The organism is Paenibacillus sp. B-A-8, from assembly GCF_048572915.1.
Lineage (GTDB): Bacteria > Bacillota > Bacilli > Paenibacillales > Paenibacillaceae > Paenibacillus_AQ.
In genome coordinates this window covers 5,914,911-5,933,800 of sequence record NZ_CP183882.1, presented here as the reverse complement: position 1 = coordinate 5,933,800, position 18,890 = coordinate 5,914,911, and the positions used below count along the sequence as shown (strand labels likewise).

Genomic DNA, 18,890 nt, shown 5'->3' with positions numbered 1-18,890 from the left:
CTTAATAAACCGAGTAAACAAGAGCAATAGAAAGAGAAAACGAAGAGTATGCTCAATATGAAATGAAAAGCATGGCTTTCATCATTATTTTGCCCAGGGCTCAACTTTACAAGAAACCTTACACGGAGTATGATTCATCACATAACTGACAATTACATAAGAAGTCCGCTTAATTTCCGTTAAGGAAAGCGGGGGAACCAACAACTGGAAATCGATATGACAGTCGGTACTAGTTATGGGGTGAATCCTGTTACAGATGCTGAATAGTGCATCCATACAGGTAGGGCAACTCTCACTGCCCGAATCCGACAGCTAACCTCGTAAGCGTATGGAGAGAGGATGAATGGCGTATTTGATGATGAATAGCCACAGAGAATCCCTCTGTGGTTTTTTGCTGCGTTTATAAGCACATATAGATATAGAACCTACCTGTGAAAGAGGTGTTAATTTTGCCTATTGCTAAACTGAATGGAACTTCGCTCTATTACGAAATCATTGGAACAGGGACTCCGGTTGTGTTTATCCATGGACATGGATTAACACATAGCATGTTTAAACCACAATTAGAGTATTTTTCTGATAAATATAAAGTGATTCTGTGCGATTTACGGGGGAATGGCAAATCAGGTGAATTGCTGCAGGCTCCAAACGAGATTATTGAAACGCAATGCCTAGATATAATTATGCTATTGAATGATTTGGGCATTCGTGAGGCGGTTTTTGTCGGGAGCGCCTATGGGGGGCTCGTCGTTCAACATATTGCGAAACAATACCCGGAACGGGTAAAGGCGATTGTTGTTGCCGATAGCTTTTGTAGAAGTCATGCATCAACAATAGTAGGTAAAATTCAGCTTATGGCTGCATATTGTAGTTGGTTAATGTATTACGCTCCTAGTGAGCTTGTACTGCCTTCGATTCGTATGATGTATCGCGAACGCTGGAACCTGGCCTATAACGAGATTAGAAGAGGACTTCTCGACAAACGTCCGCGGGAATTGTATCGCCAAAGGCTGGCTACTAGTCATGTGGATTACACTAGATGCTTAAAATCTTTTAACCGTCCCGCGTTATGTATAGTCGGTGACTTTAGTGAATTTGGAGTCAACTGTATGAAGGATATGGTGTCTCAGCTGCCGCATGCTCAGTTAGCGATCATTCCTAACGCATTAGATCCTAGTAATCTGTGTCAGCCGGAGAAATTTAATGCTATTCTTCAGCGTTTTTTGGAGAAACATCAGGATGCTCAGCAGATCAGTTGATCCTAGTGGAGAAAGCACCTTAGATTGCATAAACCTCTTCAGAGTCTTAATGGTCGGCTAACGTTTAAGCAAGAAATGAGGGCGTTCTATAGCTGGGAGTATGAACTGGCTGCGGGACGTTCTTTTGTATAGTATTTTAGGGAAAACCTCCCTAAAGTACAGAGTATCGAACTAAAGGCTGGCCCAAAGTAGCGAAATCTACGAATGAGCCAGCCTTTAGCATACTATTAATCGAAAGAATACCACTCATAGCACTTCTCAAAGAACAGAATAATGAAATCCAATCGGTAGCTATGCATTTTGTACATTGCTGTCTACTGATGTAAGATTAAAGATATTCGATATTAACTATCTAAAGGAGCTGAGTCATGATGTCTCAAGCCGAAACTATAAAATTGACTTCATTATCTTCAAAAGGAGGCTGCGGCTGCAAAATCGGTCCCGCCGATCTCATGCAGGTTATTCGCAGTCTGCCACCAACCGTTCCTAATCCGGATCTACTTGTAGGTTTGGATACTAGTGATGATGCAGGCGTGTATCGTTTAAGCGATGAACTCGCGTTAGTGCAAACTGTTGATTTTTTCACACCGATCGTGGACGACCCTTATTCCTTTGGGCAAATTGCAGCAGCCAATGCGTTAAGTGACATTTATGCTATGGGTGGTAAGCCGCTTACAGTGCTTAATATTGTAGCTTTTCCTATCTCTGTTCTGGATAAAAGCATTCTCGGTGACATTTTGCGCGGTGCAGCGGACAAGGTGCAGGAAGCAGGAGCGACGCTTGTAGGTGGACATTCTATCGACGATAAAGAGCCTAAATTCGGATTGGCTGTTACGGGGCTGGTGCATCCGGACAAAGTAAGAACGAATGCAGGCGCGCAGGTGGGGGATAAGCTGATACTAACGAAACCTATCGGTGTGGGCATCTTAACAACTTCTATTAAGAAGGATCAACTATCACCAGAAGAAACCACACGCCTCACCACAGTGATGTCTACATTGAATAAAAAAGCGGCTGAAATCATGGAGCCGTATGATGTGCACGCTTGTACGGATGTTACTGGATTTGGGCTGTTGGGACATGCCTCGGAAATGGCTAAGGGAAGTAACCACGGACTGATTATTCGTCAAGGCGATGTACCAATGCTGCCAAGAGTAAGAGATCTGGCGGAGCAGGGATTTGTTCCAGGTGGAACTAAGAATAACTTTGCCCATTTGGAGGGCAGCATTCTTTATCCGGAAGAGATGGACCAATTAAGCCGTTATATTCTGTGTGATGCTGTAACTTCTGGCGGATTGTTGATTTCTGTTGCTCCTGAACAAAGTGAAGCCTTGCTACAAGAGCTGGTAGCTGCAGGTGTAGAAGCGGCATTGATCGGAGAAGTAACAGAAGAACATCCGGGTCAGATTACGGTAATAGCTGCGCAATAATGATAGAGTCAGCTTAGAGGCAATCTAAGAAGTTAGCCACCAGAGGAGAGAGTGCATTGTTTCAGGATATTACACTGGAAGAATTAAGAATGCTAAAAAATAAGAAGCAGATCACTGTGATCGACGTTCGATCTCCTTCTGAATATAAAGATTCGACATTACCGGATAGTCTGAACATTCCTTTTTTTGATGATGAGGAACGGGCTGAAGTAGGCACTTTGTATAAACAGTCTAGTGTGCAGGCGGCGAAAGAACGCGGTTTGGAGATTGCTGCGGCGAAGCTGCCTACCTTTGTCAAAGAATTCGCAGCGATTCAAGGGGACAAAGCTGTATTCTGCTGGAGAGGAGGTATGCGCAGCCGTACTACGGCAACCGTACTTTCTTTAATGGATATTCACGCTTACCGGCTGATTGGCGGCTATAAAGCTTACCGTAAATGGGTACTCGACGAACTGGAGACTTATGAATTCAAGGCAAAGCCTTATGTAATTCACGGAAATACGGGTACAGGCAAAACAAACCTACTGCACCGCCTGAAAGCACAAGGTTATCCTGTTCTGGATTTGGAGGGGATGGCGGGTCACCGGGGTTCTATCTTTGGAGAGATCGGACTTCATGCAAATAATCAGAAAACGTTCGATAGTCTTCTTTTGGAGGAATTAATTAAGCTTGGGGATTCTTCTTATGTACTGTTTGAAGCGGAGAGTAAAAAAATCGGGAAAATCGTCATGCCCCCATTCATGGCGGAGCAGAAAGAGATCGGAACACAGATTTGGATTGAGATGCCATTGCAAGCTAGGGTGCAGCAAATCCTTGAGGACTACCGACCAGAAGCATACAAGGAGCAGTGTATTTCAGCTTTTCGGAGTATTAAATCCCGAATTCATATCCCCGTTGCCGCAGAAATCGAGCGATGCTTGCAAGCTGATTTGTTCGGAGAGGCTGTAGCGCTTTTGCTAGAATACTATTATGATCCTAGATACGATTATACGTCCACTCAGTATGAAGGCGTTGAGAGAGTTACGTTTAAGGTGAATAATTTGGATGAAGCTGAGACAGCGGTGCGCTCTTTTTTGAAAAATCAGGAAGTATAAGCTTTAGGAATCGTAAGGATGAGGGGCTAGAGGAGGCACAGCGTAACAAATGATCTATTTAGACTATAATGCTACAACACCTGTAGATAAGGAAGTCGCAGAGGCTATGATTCCGTATCTTTATGGTCATTTTGGCAATCCTTCAAGCAGTCATTTTTTGGGGCAAGAAGCTAAACTCGGAATCGAGCAAGGAAGAACGCAGGTGGCTAATTTCCTGAATTGCGCGCCGGGTGAGGTGCTTTTTACAAGCGGGGGCAGCGAATCGAATAATACCGTCATCAAGGGCGTCGCTCAAACGTATCGACATAAAGGCAATCATATGATTGTGTCTGCTGTGGAGCATCCTGCTGTCATTAAACCGTGTCAGTATCTGGAGCAGTTGGGCTATACGATTACTTATGTACCTGTTGACTCGTATGGAATGGTACAAGTAGACGATGTGAAAAAGCAGCTTACCGACCAAACCATACTAGTCTCCATTATGCATTCTAACAACGAAACGGGAACGATCCAGCCGATCAAAGAAATAGCTGAGGCCTGCCACGAACGTGGTGTTCTTGTACATACCGATGCTTCGCAGTCCGCTGGAAAAGTAGTGCTCGATGTGGCTGAGCTAGGGGTGGATTTTCTAACGCTGGCAGGTCATAAATTGTATGCGCCAAAAGGGATTGGAGCATTGTACATCCGAGAGGGCATTCACATCGAACCTTTAATTCACGGAGCGGGGCATGAAAATGGTAGACGAGCAGGTACCGAGAACACACCATATATTATTGGATTAGGAAAAGCCTGTGAGCTTGCTTCAGACTCCACCTCCAGAGCGCGTGTAAAAGAAGTTGCAGATTATTTCTATGACAGATTACAGGAGGCTTTTGGCGATAAGATTCACCTGAACGGTCATAGGGATAAGCGATTGCCTAACACGCTTAACGTTAGTTTTCTTGGAGCGGTGGGTCATGAAGTGATTGCTTCGCTAGAAGATGTGGCTGCCTCAACAGGCTCAGCTTGTCATTCTGGAGAAACATTGATCTCGCCTGTTCTAAAGGCAATGAATGTCTCACCAAGTATCGGGCAGGGAGCAGTTCGTTTTAGTGTGGGACGGTATACAACTATGGCAGAGATCGATGAGGTTATCGGTAAGTTGAAAGAGTATTTGCTGTGAGTAGATTGTCAGAGATTGAGTAGCTGATGACGGCCTAGTATGATTCCCGGGGAATAGACTGTTATAGGACTCAGGCGCTCTTAGTTGCACAAAAAAGATGAAGTTGACCTCCTGTTTTGCTCAATAGCGTCTCTCCGGTCCGAAAGATTAAGAAATTGCAATCGCATATTACAACAAAAGCATCTGTCACTCCTTTAGCAGGGAGGGCAGATGCTTTTGTTTGTATTAGTATTAGTGATTATACAATAGTGAAGCCTGCACTTGCATAACCAGTGACTGTATTTACAAGGCTGAGTCCTGAAGCGGTGGCTGAAAAGACCATAAGAAGGCGAGTTTGCGCTGTTACAGGGAAATCAACACCGAATGTTGCTCCACTGACAAAAGTTCCTAGATTAACTGCGCCTGTGATAGATGGCAGTGGTACTATAGCCCCTGGAATAGGAGTAAATGTGTTATTTGGTAAGGTAGACTGGAATAATTGTGCTGTCACAGTTACCGTACTACCAATAAGTGATAAAGCTACGGTATTACTAAAGTAAGCGGCAACAGATGTTATGACTCCCGAACGAGGAACTGACATTGCAAAGTTGATAAGAGGTCCAAGAACTGTACCTGTCAGATCAATATTTCCACCAACAAGAGAAATACCTGTGGCTGAACTCCCGAAGCCTATAAGGCTTGTTGTTCCAACTAAACCGCCTAAAATCGTAGTCATAATAATAGGCCCACCGGATGCCAGCGGAATGATTGCACCCCCACCGGTTGCACCAGTAACGCCTGTAACTCCGGTAACACCCGTAGCTCCAGCAAGCCCGGCGGTACCCGTAGCGCCTGTCGGCCCAGCAAGCCCGGCGGTACCCGTAGCGCCTGTCGGCCCAGCAAGCCCGGCGGTACCCGTAGCGCCTGTCGGCCCAGCAAGCCCGGCAGTACCCGTAGCGCCTGTCGGCCCAGCAAGCCCGGCTGTACCCGTAGCACCTGTCGGCCCAGCAAGCCCGGCAGTACCCGTAGCGCCTGTCGGCCCGGCAAGCCCGGCGGTACCCGTAGCGCCTGTCGGCCCAGCAAGCCCGGCGGTACCTGTAGCACCTGTCGGTCCAGCAAGTCCGGCTGTACCCGTAGCGCCTGTCGGCCCAGCAAGCCCGGCAGTACCCGTAGCGCCTGTCGGCCCAGCAAGCCCGGCAGCACCCGTAGCGCCTGTCGGCCCAGCAAGCCCGGCAGCACCCGTAGCGCCTGTTGGTCCAGCAAGCCCGGCAGCACCCGTAGCACCTGTTGGCCCCGTTGCCCCTGCTCCAGGACCTGGCGGTCCCTGTATACCTGGCGGTCCCTGTATACCTTGCGCACCAGTCGCACCAGTCGCGCCTGTCCCACCAACACCATATTCCCCTTGAGGCCCTTGAGGCCCTTGCGCTCCTTGAGGTCCTTGAGGTCCCTGAGGCCCTTGAGGTCCTTGCGCTCCAGTCGCGCCTGTCGCTCCACCAGCAATCAGTAAATAATCTGATGAAGTACCGGGGATTCCTTTGGGTCCAGCAACAGTAGCTATATAGGTGCTGCCATTAAAGGTTACAACTTGACCCGCTGGATATAACGGGCTTTGCGCGGGATTAAAGACTACAATACCTTGCAGCCCTGCACCAGTGGATCCCTTAGGTCCTTGAGGTCCCTGAGGTCCTTGAGGCCCCTGCGGCCCAGTGGCACCTTTAACGGGGAGGCCAAGTGCTTGTGAAATAGAAGCCTGAATATGCCTGATTTGAATAACCAACTGATCTTTGCAATGAGGGTCAATCTTTGTGGCAAGAACAAAAGACAATAACTCAGCTAATAGTTGTTGAAGATTGGTACCCACGCTTACGACGGAGAAGGGACTGACCTCTGTAGATACAATGGTTATTTCTACTACAGAAAGAAGCTCCGTTCTAGAAGGGCTGCATATCTTAGCTTCATGCAAGAATTCCATGAGTTCTCTTAACACTCTTTGAAGATTAGTAATATGAAGTATTGTGGGATTCGTAAGTGCGGGCGGTACCACTGTAGCGAGCTCAGTGACTATTTTTAATAGAGCAGTACACTCCCTTTTTCTCACAGGACTGCTTATTCTTCCTTGCTTGTTAAGGATAGCGTCACCTTTGAATGGTCTATGACTATGATCCGACATATTTCTGTATCTCCTCCTTGAGCTTCTCCTCTTCATTCCTTTAAAAATTGGGAACCTGCCCAATCAGCATATTCTGAGAAGCGGAAGTTGTTACAATCGTCGCGTTGAAAGTCAGTATTACCGGTGGCCTGCCTTATTGATAGAGTAGTTAAGTAGAAGTAGTATCACCCTTCATAAGAGTTATATCTAAAGTAGTGTTGTAAATCAGCATTTAGTTCTATAAACGGGTATTAGAGCGACGGTATTCTATTGGCGTGATGCTGAAATTGCGCTTGAACATTCGATGAAGATAAGAACTGCTGGTGAAGCCAGTCATTTCAGCAATATCTGAAACGGATAGATCGCTGTCTGTCAGAAGGCGGCAGACTTCCTGCATCCGTACATCCATGATGACATCCACAATGGCTGTCATTGTTTGTTGCTTATAAAGGCGGCTGACATATATAGGTGACAGGTTAAGCTCATCAGCAATCTGGTTCAAGCTCAGGCCGGGATCCATGTAAGATTGATTAATTTTTTGATTAATCTGCCGGATCAGATCACTTTGCTTAGAGCTACGCTTATCGGCTTGTAATTCCTGAATATTATCGAAGAGGTTATAAAAAGCTTCTTCAAGCTCCTCCATCGTTTCGTAATTTTCAAGTGAAGGCATCTTGAGCATGTCATCCATTGTAGTAGCGCTGAGCTTTTTGATATTATCAAAGATTCTCTTAATGGTTAGAGTCACCCTAGAGAGTGTCAGTTCTAGGACATGATAGGGATATTGCTCCATTTCGCGCAAGATGCCGGAGAAATGGCTGCGTGCCTCATCCGTCCTACCACTGGTAAGCGCATCGACCAGCTTCTTCTCGCTATCTGCCGGATAAGAGTATAGGTTATACTGCAATTCGTTGATCTTCTCGGCGTTGATCAGGCATCCATGCCCATAAAACAGTCTATGTTTGGAAGCTTCTTTAGCCTGACTGTAGATTCGGTTTAGTAGCTCCGGATTATCACTAACGGGACTGTACACGAGCGACAGTCCGATTCTCAGATAATCGCAGCAAGCCACACGGATTTGTCGCAGCAGTACTTCGATCAACTCTGTATCCAGAGGTTCAGCGGACGTCATACTGCTTAGTAGCATAACTACACTATCGTCGTTCATATCGACGCTCTCTACTTGGTAAGTTTGACCGCATATTTCCGAGGCAATATTCATGATGGCGAATTTGTACGGAAGTAGATAAGAACCTCTCTCTTGTCGCAAGGTGGTATATTCGTCAATACGGAGTAGTACCAGCCGGTAACTCCCGTTTAAGCTGAAAGCAATACTTAACTGCTCCATATCACTTGGTCGGCTGTTATGAGGGGATCTAATACCGAGAACAAGATTACGTAAAGAATTCTGTCTAATCGTAAACATGCTGTTGCGCTTGTCAGCTTCCAGACTATTCATTCGGCTTACGATGGAATCAATAGGAAGGTAGAGGCGTTTGGAAAGTATTCTAGAGATGATAAGTCCGAATATTAGAATAATCAAAGAAATTAATAATGTTGTATTACGGATTTGGTTGGTTTGTTCTGTGATTACATCATAAGGAGTAATGCGAACATACTGCCAGCCAAGGGAATCAGGTGAAGTATAGGATACTAGTGATTTCTGATTTTTATATGGAGCGGTGAAATAGCCTGCAGAGCGGTCTTTCACTTGATGCTCTATCCAGATGCGCTCATCTGCCGAGAGTTTTTCCAATGTTAGCTTGTTCCCCGAAAGAAAACGATCTTGGTCATCTAGGAGGTAGGTATTGCCACTACCGGTTGTATTACTGTTAGCTAGCTCCTTATTTATCCAAGCTGCTGATATATTAACAATAACAGCAGAGTTGATGGTGCGGTCCCAATTGATTGCATCATAGCAGAGATAAGTATAGACGGAGATAGCTTCTGATTTGGGTTCACCGATGGAGTAGGTACGCGGGATGGGAGTGAATGTTTTGTAATCCTGATAATGATTTAACATCTGTATGATTTCAGTGTCCTCTAATTCTCGTGTGGTGTACACACCGTTCTGCCCTTGCGCAGCGGAGATATATACCGTGTCGTTATTCGGATTATATACATAGATGGATTCAATGTACGGCATAGAATTCAGATAGTTACCGAGATCTGACATCGCAGCCGTAACCTCATAAATGGAGGGTTTGTTATAGAACAACAGGTGGGATATCGTGCTAGTTCGATATAGCTGAAATGAAAGCGTTTGCGCCACTTCAGCCATGTTGACTACCTTCTTGCCGGTCTGAGTCAGATCTCTTAGATCCGAGCGGAAGGTCTGTGTTTTCTCGACCCCGATGTAGTATGTATAGTATACAAATGTAGAGACCAGAAGCGTTAACGAAATACACAGTGTTATCGTTGTTAGCAGCTTGCCATACAGCAGTCTTTTTCTCCGTATATCATTATTCTTCATAGTCGCCCTCCCCTGAAATTGCTGCGGTTTATTAGACAAGGCTCTGGATGAACTTTAGATAGGAAGTCCTCTTATTATAATTCCCCTAGAGTGAACAGAACAGTGGAGTAACCTTAAAATCCTGTAAATTACCACTATTACCGCTATGAATAAAATAAGTATTTGTGCACATATCATCATTTTTTTCGGGATATTCTGCTGCGTCCCCCTATGTACACTGGTAATCCCTCGATTCATCGCTTCTCCATAAACATTTCAATTGTTCAATTGCAGATTCTCCAGTTTGTGAAGGAAAGCTATGAAGCTTCACTTCTGTGTTCACAAGAATCGCCCTATAGTGGAATTATGAAGCTTCTACATTAAAGGGAGTGAGAGACCTTGAGCCAAACCTCATCCAAAGGAATCTCAACCGTCGAACTTGGCATCCAGGCCGATGGAAGAGCACGCTTACGGACGACAAGGAAGAAGAAGGGATTTATTTATGAACTGCTGCACAATCGGGTAATGTTTCTGATGCTGCTGCCCACCTTGATCTTTTTCTTGGTGAACTCCTATTTTCCAATGGTAGGTATTTATTATGCGTTCACTCAATTTGACTTCAACAGCAGTATGTTCAATTCCAAGTTTGTCGGGTTGCAGAATTTCGAGTTTCTCTGGAGATCCGGTACGCTGGTGAAGCTGACAATGAACACGATAGGTTATAACATTGCTTTTATTGTACTTGGTAATGTGTTGGCGATTGCTTGTGCGATCCTCTTAAGTGAACTGAATGGGAAATGGTTTAAAAAGATTAGTCAATCGATAATGTTTCTGCCATACTTTGTATCCTTCGTCATTCTAAGTGTTATTGTCTACAACCTGTTCAATTATGACAGCGGTTTCTTGAATACAATGCTTACGCAGTTCGGACTCGATCCGGTGGATGTCTACAGTAAACCCTGGGCTTGGATCTTTCTAATTATTATCTTCTATCTATGGAAGAATCTCGGCTATAGCATGGTCATCTATCTAGCAGCGATTACGGGCATCAGTGATGAATATTATGAAGCGGCTAAGATTGATGGCGCTAATATTTTTCAGCGGATTTGGTATATTACAGTGCCGATGCTGAAATCAACCTTTGTGGTGCTGCTGCTCTTTGCGCTCGGAAGTATCATGAAGGGGCAGTTTGATCTGTTCTATCAATTAATAGGTAATAACGGGCTGCTCTACAATACGACAGATATTCTTGATACTTACGTATACCGTTCGCTTAAAGTAACCTTCGATGTGGGTATGGCGACAGCAGCTGGAGTCTATCAATCCTTGTTCGGCTTTGTCCTCATCATGACGGTTAACTATATTATCCGCAAAATAAACGACGACTACGCCCTGTTCTAGGAGGACAAGAAATGCAAATTCAAAAGGACAAATATACTCGGATGCTTCATGCCATCGCCTATGTGGTCATCCTTGGGCTGTCGGTTGCGTGCCTGCTGCCTTTTCTGCTAATTATATCTGCATCATTAACCAGCAATGAATCCATTATCCGGGACGGCTATCATCTGATTCCGGGGCAATTCTCTCTTGAAGGCTACAAGACGGTCTTCATATTCCCGGATGAAGTGCTGCGTGCTTACACGGTCACCATTGTTACCACTGTAGTGGGAACGGCATTAGGACTCTTCTTCATGACGATGTCGGGTTACGTGCTGGCTCGCAAGGATTTTAAATACCGTAATACATTCTCCTTTTATATTTATTTTACAACCTTGTTTGGTGGAGGACTTGTTCCGTGGTACATCATGATTACTAAATACCTCGGTCTGTTGGATTCCTATGCTGTATTGGTGCTACCAGGCCTGATGACACCGTTCTTAATTATTTTAATGAAAAACTTCGTGAAATCAGCAGTCCCCGAGGAGTTGTTTGATTCCGGGAAAATGGACGGGGCCGGTGATTTCCGGATTTACTGGCAGATCGTGCTGAAGCTATCCATGCCGGGGATTGCTACTGTCGGCTTGTTCCTTGCTTTGTATTATTGGAATGACTGGTTCACCTCTTCCCTGTTTATCAACGATACCCATAAATATCAGCTGCAGTTCTATCTGTACAATGTTATCAATTCGGCACAGTTTATTGCGCAGATGGGTGCTGGAACCGGGGTGTCATTGGCTACGGAAGTCCCTGCGGAATCTACCAAAATGGCCATGGCGATTGTTGTGACTGGGCCGATTCTATTTCTGTATCCATTCGTTCAGCGTTACTTCGTCAAGGGGTTGACCATCGGAGCTGTAAAAGGTTAGAACCGCAACTTGGTCCCTATGAGGATTAGGGGATAGTCGGCTAACATAGAATCATAGTGAAAAGGGAGGATTCAGATGAACAAACTACGGGGCAAAAGCAGCTCTATTCTGCTAATGTCAGTACTCAGCTTGGCTCTACTGGCAGGCTGTGGGGGGAACTCCAATTCCGCGAACAAGGAAAATGCAGCAGTAAAAGAGAGCAACAACGGGGGGGATACAGCTCAGAGTACCAACGCCGGAACAGAGGAGAAGACGGGGCTGGATACATCTAAGAAGGTTGAACTGCAATTTTATATGCTGGGTGATGCTCCGAAGGATCTTTCAAGTATTGAGTCGCAAATTAACAAGATGGCTGAAGAAGATTTGAATGCGACCGTTAAATTCAACTATACAACTTGGACAGACTGGGATCAGAAGTACAAATTGCTGCTATCTTCTGGTCAATCGATTGATTTGATATTCACTGCAGACTGGACACAGTATCAAGCTTACGCTAAAAAAGGGGCCTTTTTGGCTATAGATGATCTGCTGCCGAAGGCTGCTCCAGCCCTCCAGCAATTTGTACCGCAAGACATGTGGGAAGCCGTTAAGATTGATGGGAAGATCTACACTGTACCTGCGACTTATAAGGAGTATGTAACGAATGGTTTCGTATGGCGTGAGGATTTGCGCAAGAAATACAACCTGCCTCAGCCGACAGACTTGGCCAGTTACGAAGCATATATGGAAGGTATTAAGAAGAATGAACCGAAGATGTCGCCAGCATCCTTTAACAGTGATGTGAGGGGGAATCTGCATGATGTCTACACCACACTTAACGCGATGGTTGGAAGCCCGCTGCCTTACGGTATTGGAATTAAGTACAGCGATCCTGCGAAGGCTTATCTTTACTGGGGCTCGGAGGAACATAAAGAAGAACTGCTGACCATGAGACGCTGGCAGGAAAAAGGCTTAATCTCCAAAAATGTATTGAACGTGAAGGATACTATTCAGGCTCCGATTATTGCTGGAAAAGCAGCAAGTATTTTCGGAGATAACCCGACCCGCTTCAACGATACGCTGATGAAAGTTAAAGCGGCCCATCCAGATTGGGAGCTGGGTTACTACCCTTATGGTAAAACTATTGGTTACGCAACACCAGTGCATCCTATTCATAATGGGTTCGCGATCCCGAAGGGCAGCAAGAACCCGGAACGCGCACTAGCCTTCTATGAGAAGATGGTTTTGGATAAACGTTACAATCAGCTGACACAATACGGTGTTGAGGGGAAAAACTATAAGATTGATGCAAACGGTTATTATGAGCTTATTGGAGACGCTTCTACGAACGGTTTCACTCGTGAAGGGATGAATGGCTGGGCATGGCGGAACCCGGAATTTATGATATTCGACAAATCCTATGATGGTGTGAAGGAAATCTTTGCTGATCTCGACAAGATTCAGAAACCGGATATCTTCACAGGCTTTGCAGAAGATTACACCTCTTATCAGGCTGAAAAAGCGGCATTGGAGCAGGTAGAGAAGCAATACCTGTATCCGCTGCAAGCCGGATTGGTAGAGGATGTTGATGCGGGTCTAGTTACCTTCATGGAGAAGGCTAAGCAGGCTGGTCTTGAGAAGATCCAGGCGGAATATATCAAGCAATGGGATGCTTACGCACAGGAGAAGGGTTTGTAAAACAGAAGAGTAAAGGATGTTCCTTAAGCCATGGAGGCGGGGGGAACATCCTTTTTTTTGTGTTCTAGGAGACTACGAGAAGCGCTGGCGGAACTCCCGCGGAGTGGTTCCCTCAATGCGGACGAAGCTGGAGCTGAAGTAAGGGGCTTGATTGAAGCCGACTTCCTCAGCGATCCGGGCAATCGTATAACTGGTCTGCATCAGCAGTAGCTTACTCTGCTGAATCCGGTAGTGCAGCAGATAATCCATCGGTGCACAGCCATACTCCTTTTTCATGCAGCGAGCGATATATACCGGATGAAAGTTTAAGCTTTCTCCTAACTGCTGTGCAGTGATGTGTTCACGGAAATGACTTCGCAGATAGGAGGCAGCTTGCTCTGCACACAGTTTGGAGGGAGAGGGGCGCTCATGGCTCAGAGAGGCGGATAATTGCTGGAGAACCTCTTGGAACAGCAACTGCTGCTGAAATGGAGTATCGCTCAAATGGGAATTAGGCGCTAATTGATTCAGCTGCGAGAGCAGTTCTTCCATCTTGGATGGTTGCAGCAGCGTGGTATATTGAGGCAGCTGTAAGGTGAAAGTGCGTATATTAAATTCGTCAGAATGAAGAGAATGCTCCACTCTGGTGTGTTCTGTGTCTGGAGTTGCAGCTGTAGCCTCGGAAATATTCCAATCGCCGACGGTCTGAAAATGAAGCCAATAATAAGAGGTGTACTCCTTACAGCTGTCCGTACTGAAATGATGGCTATCTGGACGAAGAAGCAGTGCCTGACCTGCGCGTACCTGAAAGGTGAGGCCTCCTTCATTCATATATAGGCAGCCCTGTTTAACTACAAGCAAGTCAAATACATTGATATTGTGGCGGCTCATGTGGTAATGCCCTGGTGAGAAGGTGTGCAATCCACTTACGATATAGTAGAGCATTGGCGGGACGGTAAAATTAAAAATGTTCATGGAGAGATCTCCTTTTATGAGGTTGGAATAATGTAATTATTGGTTTGAAATCTGTACCATCACCAAAAGTATATCATCTATAATTTAGTCTGACCTAAAGAAAAAATATGCTGTTTCTCAGGTCCAGTATGCATGTTTGGTTTAAGGGGAGGTTTGTTTAGTGAAAAAAGAAAGACAGGGCTTTGGACTATGGGTATTGGCTTGGCCTATATTTATAGAGGTGTTTCTTCAGACCCTGCTAGGTACGGTGGATACGCTAATGGTCAGCCGTATTTCTGATGATGCAGTCGCCGTAGTCGGCATTTCCAATCAATTGTTCGGTGCGTTGACCACACTTTTTACCACCTTTGCGGGCGGGGCGGGTATCCTGATCGCGCAAAGAATGGGTTCAAAACGTTTCAGCGAAGCGCGTACGATCGCAATTATGGGCGTATCGGTTAGTCTCATCCTTGGTATTGTCGTGAGCATCATCTTGTTCTTCTATGCGGGTCCAATAGCAGGGATTCTAAATATATCGCCTGAGCTATTATCACTGTCTAATGTCTATATCGCGTATGTCGGCGGCGGACTATTTTTGGTGGGGATGATTGCATCCCTTGGTACAGCGATTCGAAATACAGGAAATACCAGAGGGCCAATGTACACAGGGATCATCATAAATGTCATCCATATTATTCTGAACTATATCTTTATATTCGGGATGTTCGGTCTGCCACAGCTAGGGCTTGCGGGAATTGCGATCTCAAGTATTATCAGTAGACTGGTCGGAGTGATCATGCTGTATACCATGTTTAGAGGTTCCTTCGAGATTAAGATAAGACTTAGAGATTTCCGAATATTCAACGGCAAGCTATTCAAGGAAATTATAAAGATTGCTTGGCCACTTGGAATTAATTCTTCCTGCTGGGTGTTCTCTCAGCTAATTGTATATTCCTTTCTAGCCGCACTTGGAGCTGAAGCGTTAGCAGCACGGACTTATCTTAACACCTTAGAGTCCTTTTGCTTCACGTTAGGATATGCAATCGCTCTAGCCGGACAGATACAGATCGCGCATTTGTTCGGGGCAGGCAAATTGAAAGAGGCTTACCGTAGTGCGTATCGCACACTGTATATCGGGTTAGCCATTGTAACAGCCAATATGTTATTGCTATTTCTTTTCGGAAGGAATCTGCTAGGTTATTTCACTTCCGACCCGCGGATTATTGCTATTGGGATTTCCCTGCTGGCTCTAAATCTCTTACTGCAGCCTTGCAAAATGTTGAATATGGCCATGGGTAATGCATTGAACGCCATCGGTGATACCCGATATACGATGTATACTTCTATCGTTTCTATGTCCATTATTGGAGTGGGTTGTTCCTACTGGTTTGGCATTAGCTTAGGCTGGGGGCTCACGGGGATCTACTGCTGTATGATTGCTGATGAATTTGTGCGGGGGATGCTTGTTCTTATGCGCTGGAAAGGGAGAAAAGTTCTTCGTCAGGCGGATATTTTAAAAAGCGAAGAGAATGCCTCTATTCACAGCGGAAGTAAAAGAAGAGCCTTTCTTAGCATTTAAGGAGTAAATAGAATACAGGCAGCGATTTGTCCGTGCTTTTTTGGAGAAAGAGGTGATTCCATGAGTAGAGCTTATTACTTTGAGATCACCTCTTTTTTTCGCGAATAAATAGATGTTCATTCATATTAAGTTTGATTCGAACGGATAAATGAGTTAGCCTTTAGAGCATGGGTAGCTGTTTTATAAATACATACTACTGAAGGGTTTGAGGAAAATGCCGTTAAAATGGAGAGGCTTGACGATCCTAGCACTGCTCTTAATGATGATACTAATATCGGGATGCTCTAATGGTACCGTTCACGTTACGGTGAATAAGAATCAAAGCGTAGATTTAGCAATGAACGTGAAATTGGATTCCCGTACAGAAGCGTTGATCAGCGATAAAATGGAGAAGAGTCTGACAGATAAATTGAAGGAGGAAGGGATTCAGTTAGAAAAACGACAAGAAGGTAAGTCTACAGTCTATGAAATTCAGAAAAATTACCCTTCATTTGAGGATATAGGTTCAACCTCTATGGGGCTGGATATTGTGGATCTACAGCTCGTTACTAAAAAGAATTTGTTATATACCACGTATGATGTTGAGGCACAGCCTCAATTTAATAGCTATATGGATACCATCATGGATAATATGGGGACATTGAGTTTATCGAAGCCGATTATTCGGGCGGTGCTGAAGAACTTGGCATTTGATTTTAAATTAACGTTGCCAATAGATCTAGTTGGTGATAATAATGCAACTGTTGATGAAGGCAGAACACTTACCTGGAATGTTACGCTGGGGGATACGGAGCCGATCAAAATGCAGCTTTATGTGCCGAATGTATGGAATATAGTGATCATGTTAATCATCCTAGTGGTGGTGATCATTGCTGCAATTCTATTTTTCGTCAGAAAAAGAAAACACCGTAAAGTAAATCGTGCTTAAGTGGTTCGAGATATGTATAGAAAGTGCCGGGAAGCCATGCTGCTTTACCGGCTTTCTTTACTTTAGAGCAGGTGTAGAGTTATAATTAGTACCAAGTACTAATATCAGATACTAAATGAAGAGGTGATTGGAATGACAGGTGCAAAAATTACAGCTATCGGAACTTATGTCCCGGCAAAAAGACTGACGAATGCTGATCTTGAGCAGATGGTGGATACTAATAATGAGTGGATTGTGGGACGGACTGGAATCCGTGAACGCAGAATTAGTCGGCAGGATGAATACACAAGCGATTTATGTGTAGCTGCAGTAAAGGATTTAATGAAACGTTATGGAAAAAACGTTGAGGATGTGGATATGGTCCTTGTAGCTACTAGTACACCTGATTTTTCCTTTCCCTCAGTAGCTTCTTTGATTCAAGACCGCTTAAATATTCCGCAGACTGCTGGAGCAATGGATTTGAGCGCAGCGTGTGCGGGTTTTGTATATGCACTTCATACGGCTCATAGCTATGTTGCTTCAGGGATGCACCGTAAGGTTCTAGTGATTGGTGCGGATACAATCTCCAAGATTACAGATTATACTGATCGCAGTACATGTATCCTTTTTGGTGATGGGGCTGGTGCAGTACTTGTGGAGAGTGATAAGCAATCAACGGGCTTTTTGGGCTTTCAGCTAGCCAGTGATGGCGGTGGTGCGCATCATGTATATCGCACGGGTCTAGCCCATACGGTGAACCATATTGAACTAGTAGATACACAGATGCTGGTACAGAACGGGCGCGAGGTATTTCGCTGGGCGGTCAGAACCGTTCCTCTCGGTGTACAGCAGTTGCTTGAAAAAGCAGAAGTAGCTCTGGAGCAAGTTGATTGGTTTATTCCGCACAGCGCCAATATGCGAATGATTGAGCCGATTTGCGAACGATTGAACTATCCGATGGAGCAGGTGCTGCACAGTCTTGTGAATTTTGGCAATACTTCTGCCGCAACGATTCCCTTAGCTCTTGATTTGGGTATACGTGAAGGTAAAGTAAAGAACGGGCAAAAGATTTTGATGTATGGCTTTGGTGCGGGGCTGACACAGGCCGGCCAACTGGTAGAACTAAACCTGGATGAACGGGTAGGGGAGCCGACTTTATTGTAAGTTGTTTAAGTAAATATAAATAAGAAGAGATTTGTTAACGCTGCGACCGTTTCCCGGTGCTTTTCCGGGAGTAAACTGTACCCGTGAAGATAACATTACCGATTCTGAATGGAACCAATCCAGCGTTAGCCAGTATTTATCGTATTGAGGAAAATGGTAGCTTTACTTATCTAGGGGGACGATGAATCCGTCCAAAACCAGTCTTACCATAGATTTGAACCATTTTAGCCAATACGTTGTTCTTTCGTTCCAAAGCAGCTATCGTGATGTACCTGAGAGTCACTGGGCATACAAGACTATTCAAGAATTATCTGCTAAACAAATCGTGAAGGGACAATCTGAAGCTATGTTTAACCCATCGGGTTCCATCACAAGAGCAGAATATGCAGCTCTCCTCAGCAGAGCGCTTTTCTTAACTGCGAGTCGTCCGACTTCATTCAAAGATGTAGTCACTGGATCGTGGTATGAAGAGGCGGTCAATGCAACCTTTGAAGCAGGCATTATTCAAGGCGTATCCGAGGATCGTTTTGACCCGAATCAACAGATTACCCGCGAGGAAATGGCGACTATGCTGGTAAGAGCTTATGCATATCGTACGGGCGTTAAGCCGGAAGCAAGCACATTCCATGTGACTAATGACAGCTCTAAAGTTAGTTCTTGGGCAGTAACCTATGTACAAGGTGCGCTAGAAGCTAAGCTTCTGTCGGGTCATCAGGATAGTAACTTCCTTCCACAGGCGATGACAACCCGTGCCGAGGCAGCTCAGAGTATTTCAAATCTACTAGCAAAATTCTAGAAC

The 18,890-nt window shown here is 45.0% G+C and carries 14 protein-coding genes and 1 riboswitch; of the genes, 11 read left to right on the top strand and 3 right to left on the bottom strand.

What is annotated here, in order from left to right; all coding sequences use genetic code 11:
• The first annotated feature begins 156 nt into the window (after nucleotides 1-156).
• Nucleotides 157-343, top strand: a riboswitch (cyclic di-AMP (ydaO/yuaA leader).
• 106 nt (nucleotides 344-449) lie between these two features.
• The 4 genes from ACN6MV_RS26725 (at nucleotide 450) to ACN6MV_RS26710 (ending at nucleotide 4,945) form a co-directional block, all read left to right on the top strand.
• Complete coding sequence (locus ACN6MV_RS26725; protein WP_076121243.1) at nucleotides 450-1,259, top strand: alpha/beta fold hydrolase; 810 nt, start codon at nucleotides 450-452, stop codon at nucleotides 1,257-1,259.
• A gap of 368 nt (nucleotides 1,260-1,627) precedes the next feature.
• Nucleotides 1,628-2,689 (top strand): selenide, water dikinase SelD, encoded by a 1,062-nt coding sequence (gene selD, locus ACN6MV_RS26720; RefSeq protein ID WP_375103977.1) that lies wholly within the window; start codon nucleotides 1,628-1,630, stop codon nucleotides 2,687-2,689.
• Nucleotides 2,690-2,745: 56 nt separating this feature from the next.
• Entirely contained in the window at nucleotides 2,746-3,783 is a 1,038-nt protein-coding gene (mnmH, locus tag ACN6MV_RS26715; protein ID WP_375103976.1) for a tRNA 2-selenouridine(34) synthase MnmH, read from the top strand.
• Between the two features lie 49 nt (nucleotides 3,784-3,832).
• Complete coding sequence (locus tag ACN6MV_RS26710) at nucleotides 3,833-4,945, top strand: cysteine desulfurase family protein (RefSeq protein ID WP_419885226.1); 1,113 nt, start codon at nucleotides 3,833-3,835, stop codon at nucleotides 4,943-4,945.
• Nucleotides 4,946-5,183: 238 nt separating this feature from the next.
• On the opposite strand, the gene ACN6MV_RS26705 is transcribed toward ACN6MV_RS26710, so the two are convergent.
• Entirely contained in the window at nucleotides 5,184-7,094 is a 1,911-nt protein-coding gene (locus ACN6MV_RS26705; protein WP_419885225.1) for an exosporium glycoprotein BclB-related protein, read from the bottom strand.
• Between the two features lie 217 nt (nucleotides 7,095-7,311).
• Nucleotides 7,312-9,546, bottom strand: coding sequence for an AraC family transcriptional regulator (locus ACN6MV_RS26700; RefSeq protein ID WP_042130954.1), 2,235 nt, complete (start codon nucleotides 9,544-9,546; stop codon nucleotides 7,312-7,314).
• A 504-nt stretch (nucleotides 9,547-10,050) separates the two neighbouring features.
• On the opposite strand from ACN6MV_RS26700, the gene ACN6MV_RS26695 reads away from it, so the two are divergent.
• The 3 genes from ACN6MV_RS26695 to ACN6MV_RS26685 all read left to right on the top strand — a co-directional run bounded on the left by ACN6MV_RS26695 (nucleotide 10,051) and on the right by ACN6MV_RS26685 (nucleotide 13,508).
• A complete protein-coding gene (locus ACN6MV_RS26695; RefSeq protein ID WP_139328631.1) occupies nucleotides 10,051-10,926 on the top strand; it encodes an ABC transporter permease in 876 nt (291 codons plus the stop codon).
• Between the two features lie 11 nt (nucleotides 10,927-10,937).
• Entirely contained in the window at nucleotides 10,938-11,831 is an 894-nt protein-coding gene (locus ACN6MV_RS26690) for a carbohydrate ABC transporter permease (protein ID WP_076121232.1), read from the top strand.
• A gap of 69 nt (nucleotides 11,832-11,900) precedes the next feature.
• Complete coding sequence (locus tag ACN6MV_RS26685; RefSeq protein WP_375105300.1) at nucleotides 11,901-13,508, top strand: extracellular solute-binding protein; 1,608 nt, start codon at nucleotides 11,901-11,903, stop codon at nucleotides 13,506-13,508.
• 72 nt (nucleotides 13,509-13,580) lie between these two features.
• Here the strand turns inward: ACN6MV_RS26685 and ACN6MV_RS26680 are convergent, their stop codons facing one another.
• Nucleotides 13,581-14,462: a helix-turn-helix transcriptional regulator gene (locus ACN6MV_RS26680; protein WP_042130951.1), complete on the bottom strand. Its 882-nt coding sequence runs from the start codon at nucleotides 14,460-14,462 to the stop codon at nucleotides 13,581-13,583.
• A 160-nt stretch (nucleotides 14,463-14,622) separates the two neighbouring features.
• Here ACN6MV_RS26680 and ACN6MV_RS26675 point away from each other — a divergent pair, with 160 nt between their 5' ends.
• The 4 genes from ACN6MV_RS26675 (at nucleotide 14,623) to ACN6MV_RS26660 (ending at nucleotide 18,887) form a co-directional block, all read left to right on the top strand.
• Entirely contained in the window at nucleotides 14,623-16,020 is a 1,398-nt protein-coding gene (locus tag ACN6MV_RS26675) for an MATE family efflux transporter (protein ID WP_375103973.1), read from the top strand.
• Nucleotides 16,021-16,234: 214 nt separating this feature from the next.
• Entirely contained in the window at nucleotides 16,235-16,948 is a 714-nt protein-coding gene (locus ACN6MV_RS26670) for a DUF3153 domain-containing protein (protein ID WP_042130949.1), read from the top strand.
• A gap of 132 nt (nucleotides 16,949-17,080) precedes the next feature.
• A complete protein-coding gene (locus tag ACN6MV_RS26665) occupies nucleotides 17,081-18,091 on the top strand; it encodes a ketoacyl-ACP synthase III (protein ID WP_419885224.1) in 1,011 nt (336 codons plus the stop codon).
• A 181-nt stretch (nucleotides 18,092-18,272) separates the two neighbouring features.
• On the top strand, nucleotides 18,273-18,887 hold the full coding sequence (locus ACN6MV_RS26660; RefSeq protein ID WP_042130947.1) for an S-layer homology domain-containing protein: 615 nt from the start codon (nucleotides 18,273-18,275) through the stop codon (nucleotides 18,885-18,887).
• Nucleotides 18,888-18,890: the final 3 nt, after the last annotated feature.

Excerpts from the sequence above, each read along its gene's own strand:
- selD (WP_375103977.1), top strand. The coding sequence starts at position 1,628 with ATGATGTCTCAAGCCGAAACTATAAAATTGACTTCATTATCTTCAAAA.
- ACN6MV_RS26710 (WP_419885226.1), top strand. The coding sequence starts at position 3,833 with ATGATCTATTTAGACTATAATGCTACAACACCTGTAGATAAGGAAGTC.
- ACN6MV_RS26705 (WP_419885225.1), bottom strand. The coding sequence starts at position 7,094 with ATGTCGGATCATAGTCATAGACCATTCAAAGGTGACGCTATCCTTAAC.
- ACN6MV_RS26700 (WP_042130954.1), bottom strand. The coding sequence starts at position 9,546 with ATGAAGAATAATGATATACGGAGAAAAAGACTGCTGTATGGCAAGCTG.
- ACN6MV_RS26695 (WP_139328631.1), top strand. The coding sequence starts at position 10,051 with ATGTTTCTGATGCTGCTGCCCACCTTGATCTTTTTCTTGGTGAACTCC.
- ACN6MV_RS26690 (WP_076121232.1), top strand. The coding sequence starts at position 10,938 with ATGCAAATTCAAAAGGACAAATATACTCGGATGCTTCATGCCATCGCC.
- ACN6MV_RS26680 (WP_042130951.1), bottom strand. The coding sequence starts at position 14,462 with ATGAACATTTTTAATTTTACCGTCCCGCCAATGCTCTACTATATCGTA.
- ACN6MV_RS26670 (WP_042130949.1), top strand. The coding sequence starts at position 16,235 with ATGCCGTTAAAATGGAGAGGCTTGACGATCCTAGCACTGCTCTTAATG.
- ACN6MV_RS26665 (WP_419885224.1), top strand. The coding sequence starts at position 17,081 with ATGACAGGTGCAAAAATTACAGCTATCGGAACTTATGTCCCGGCAAAA.
- ACN6MV_RS26660 (WP_042130947.1), top strand. The coding sequence starts at position 18,273 with ATGAATCCGTCCAAAACCAGTCTTACCATAGATTTGAACCATTTTAGC.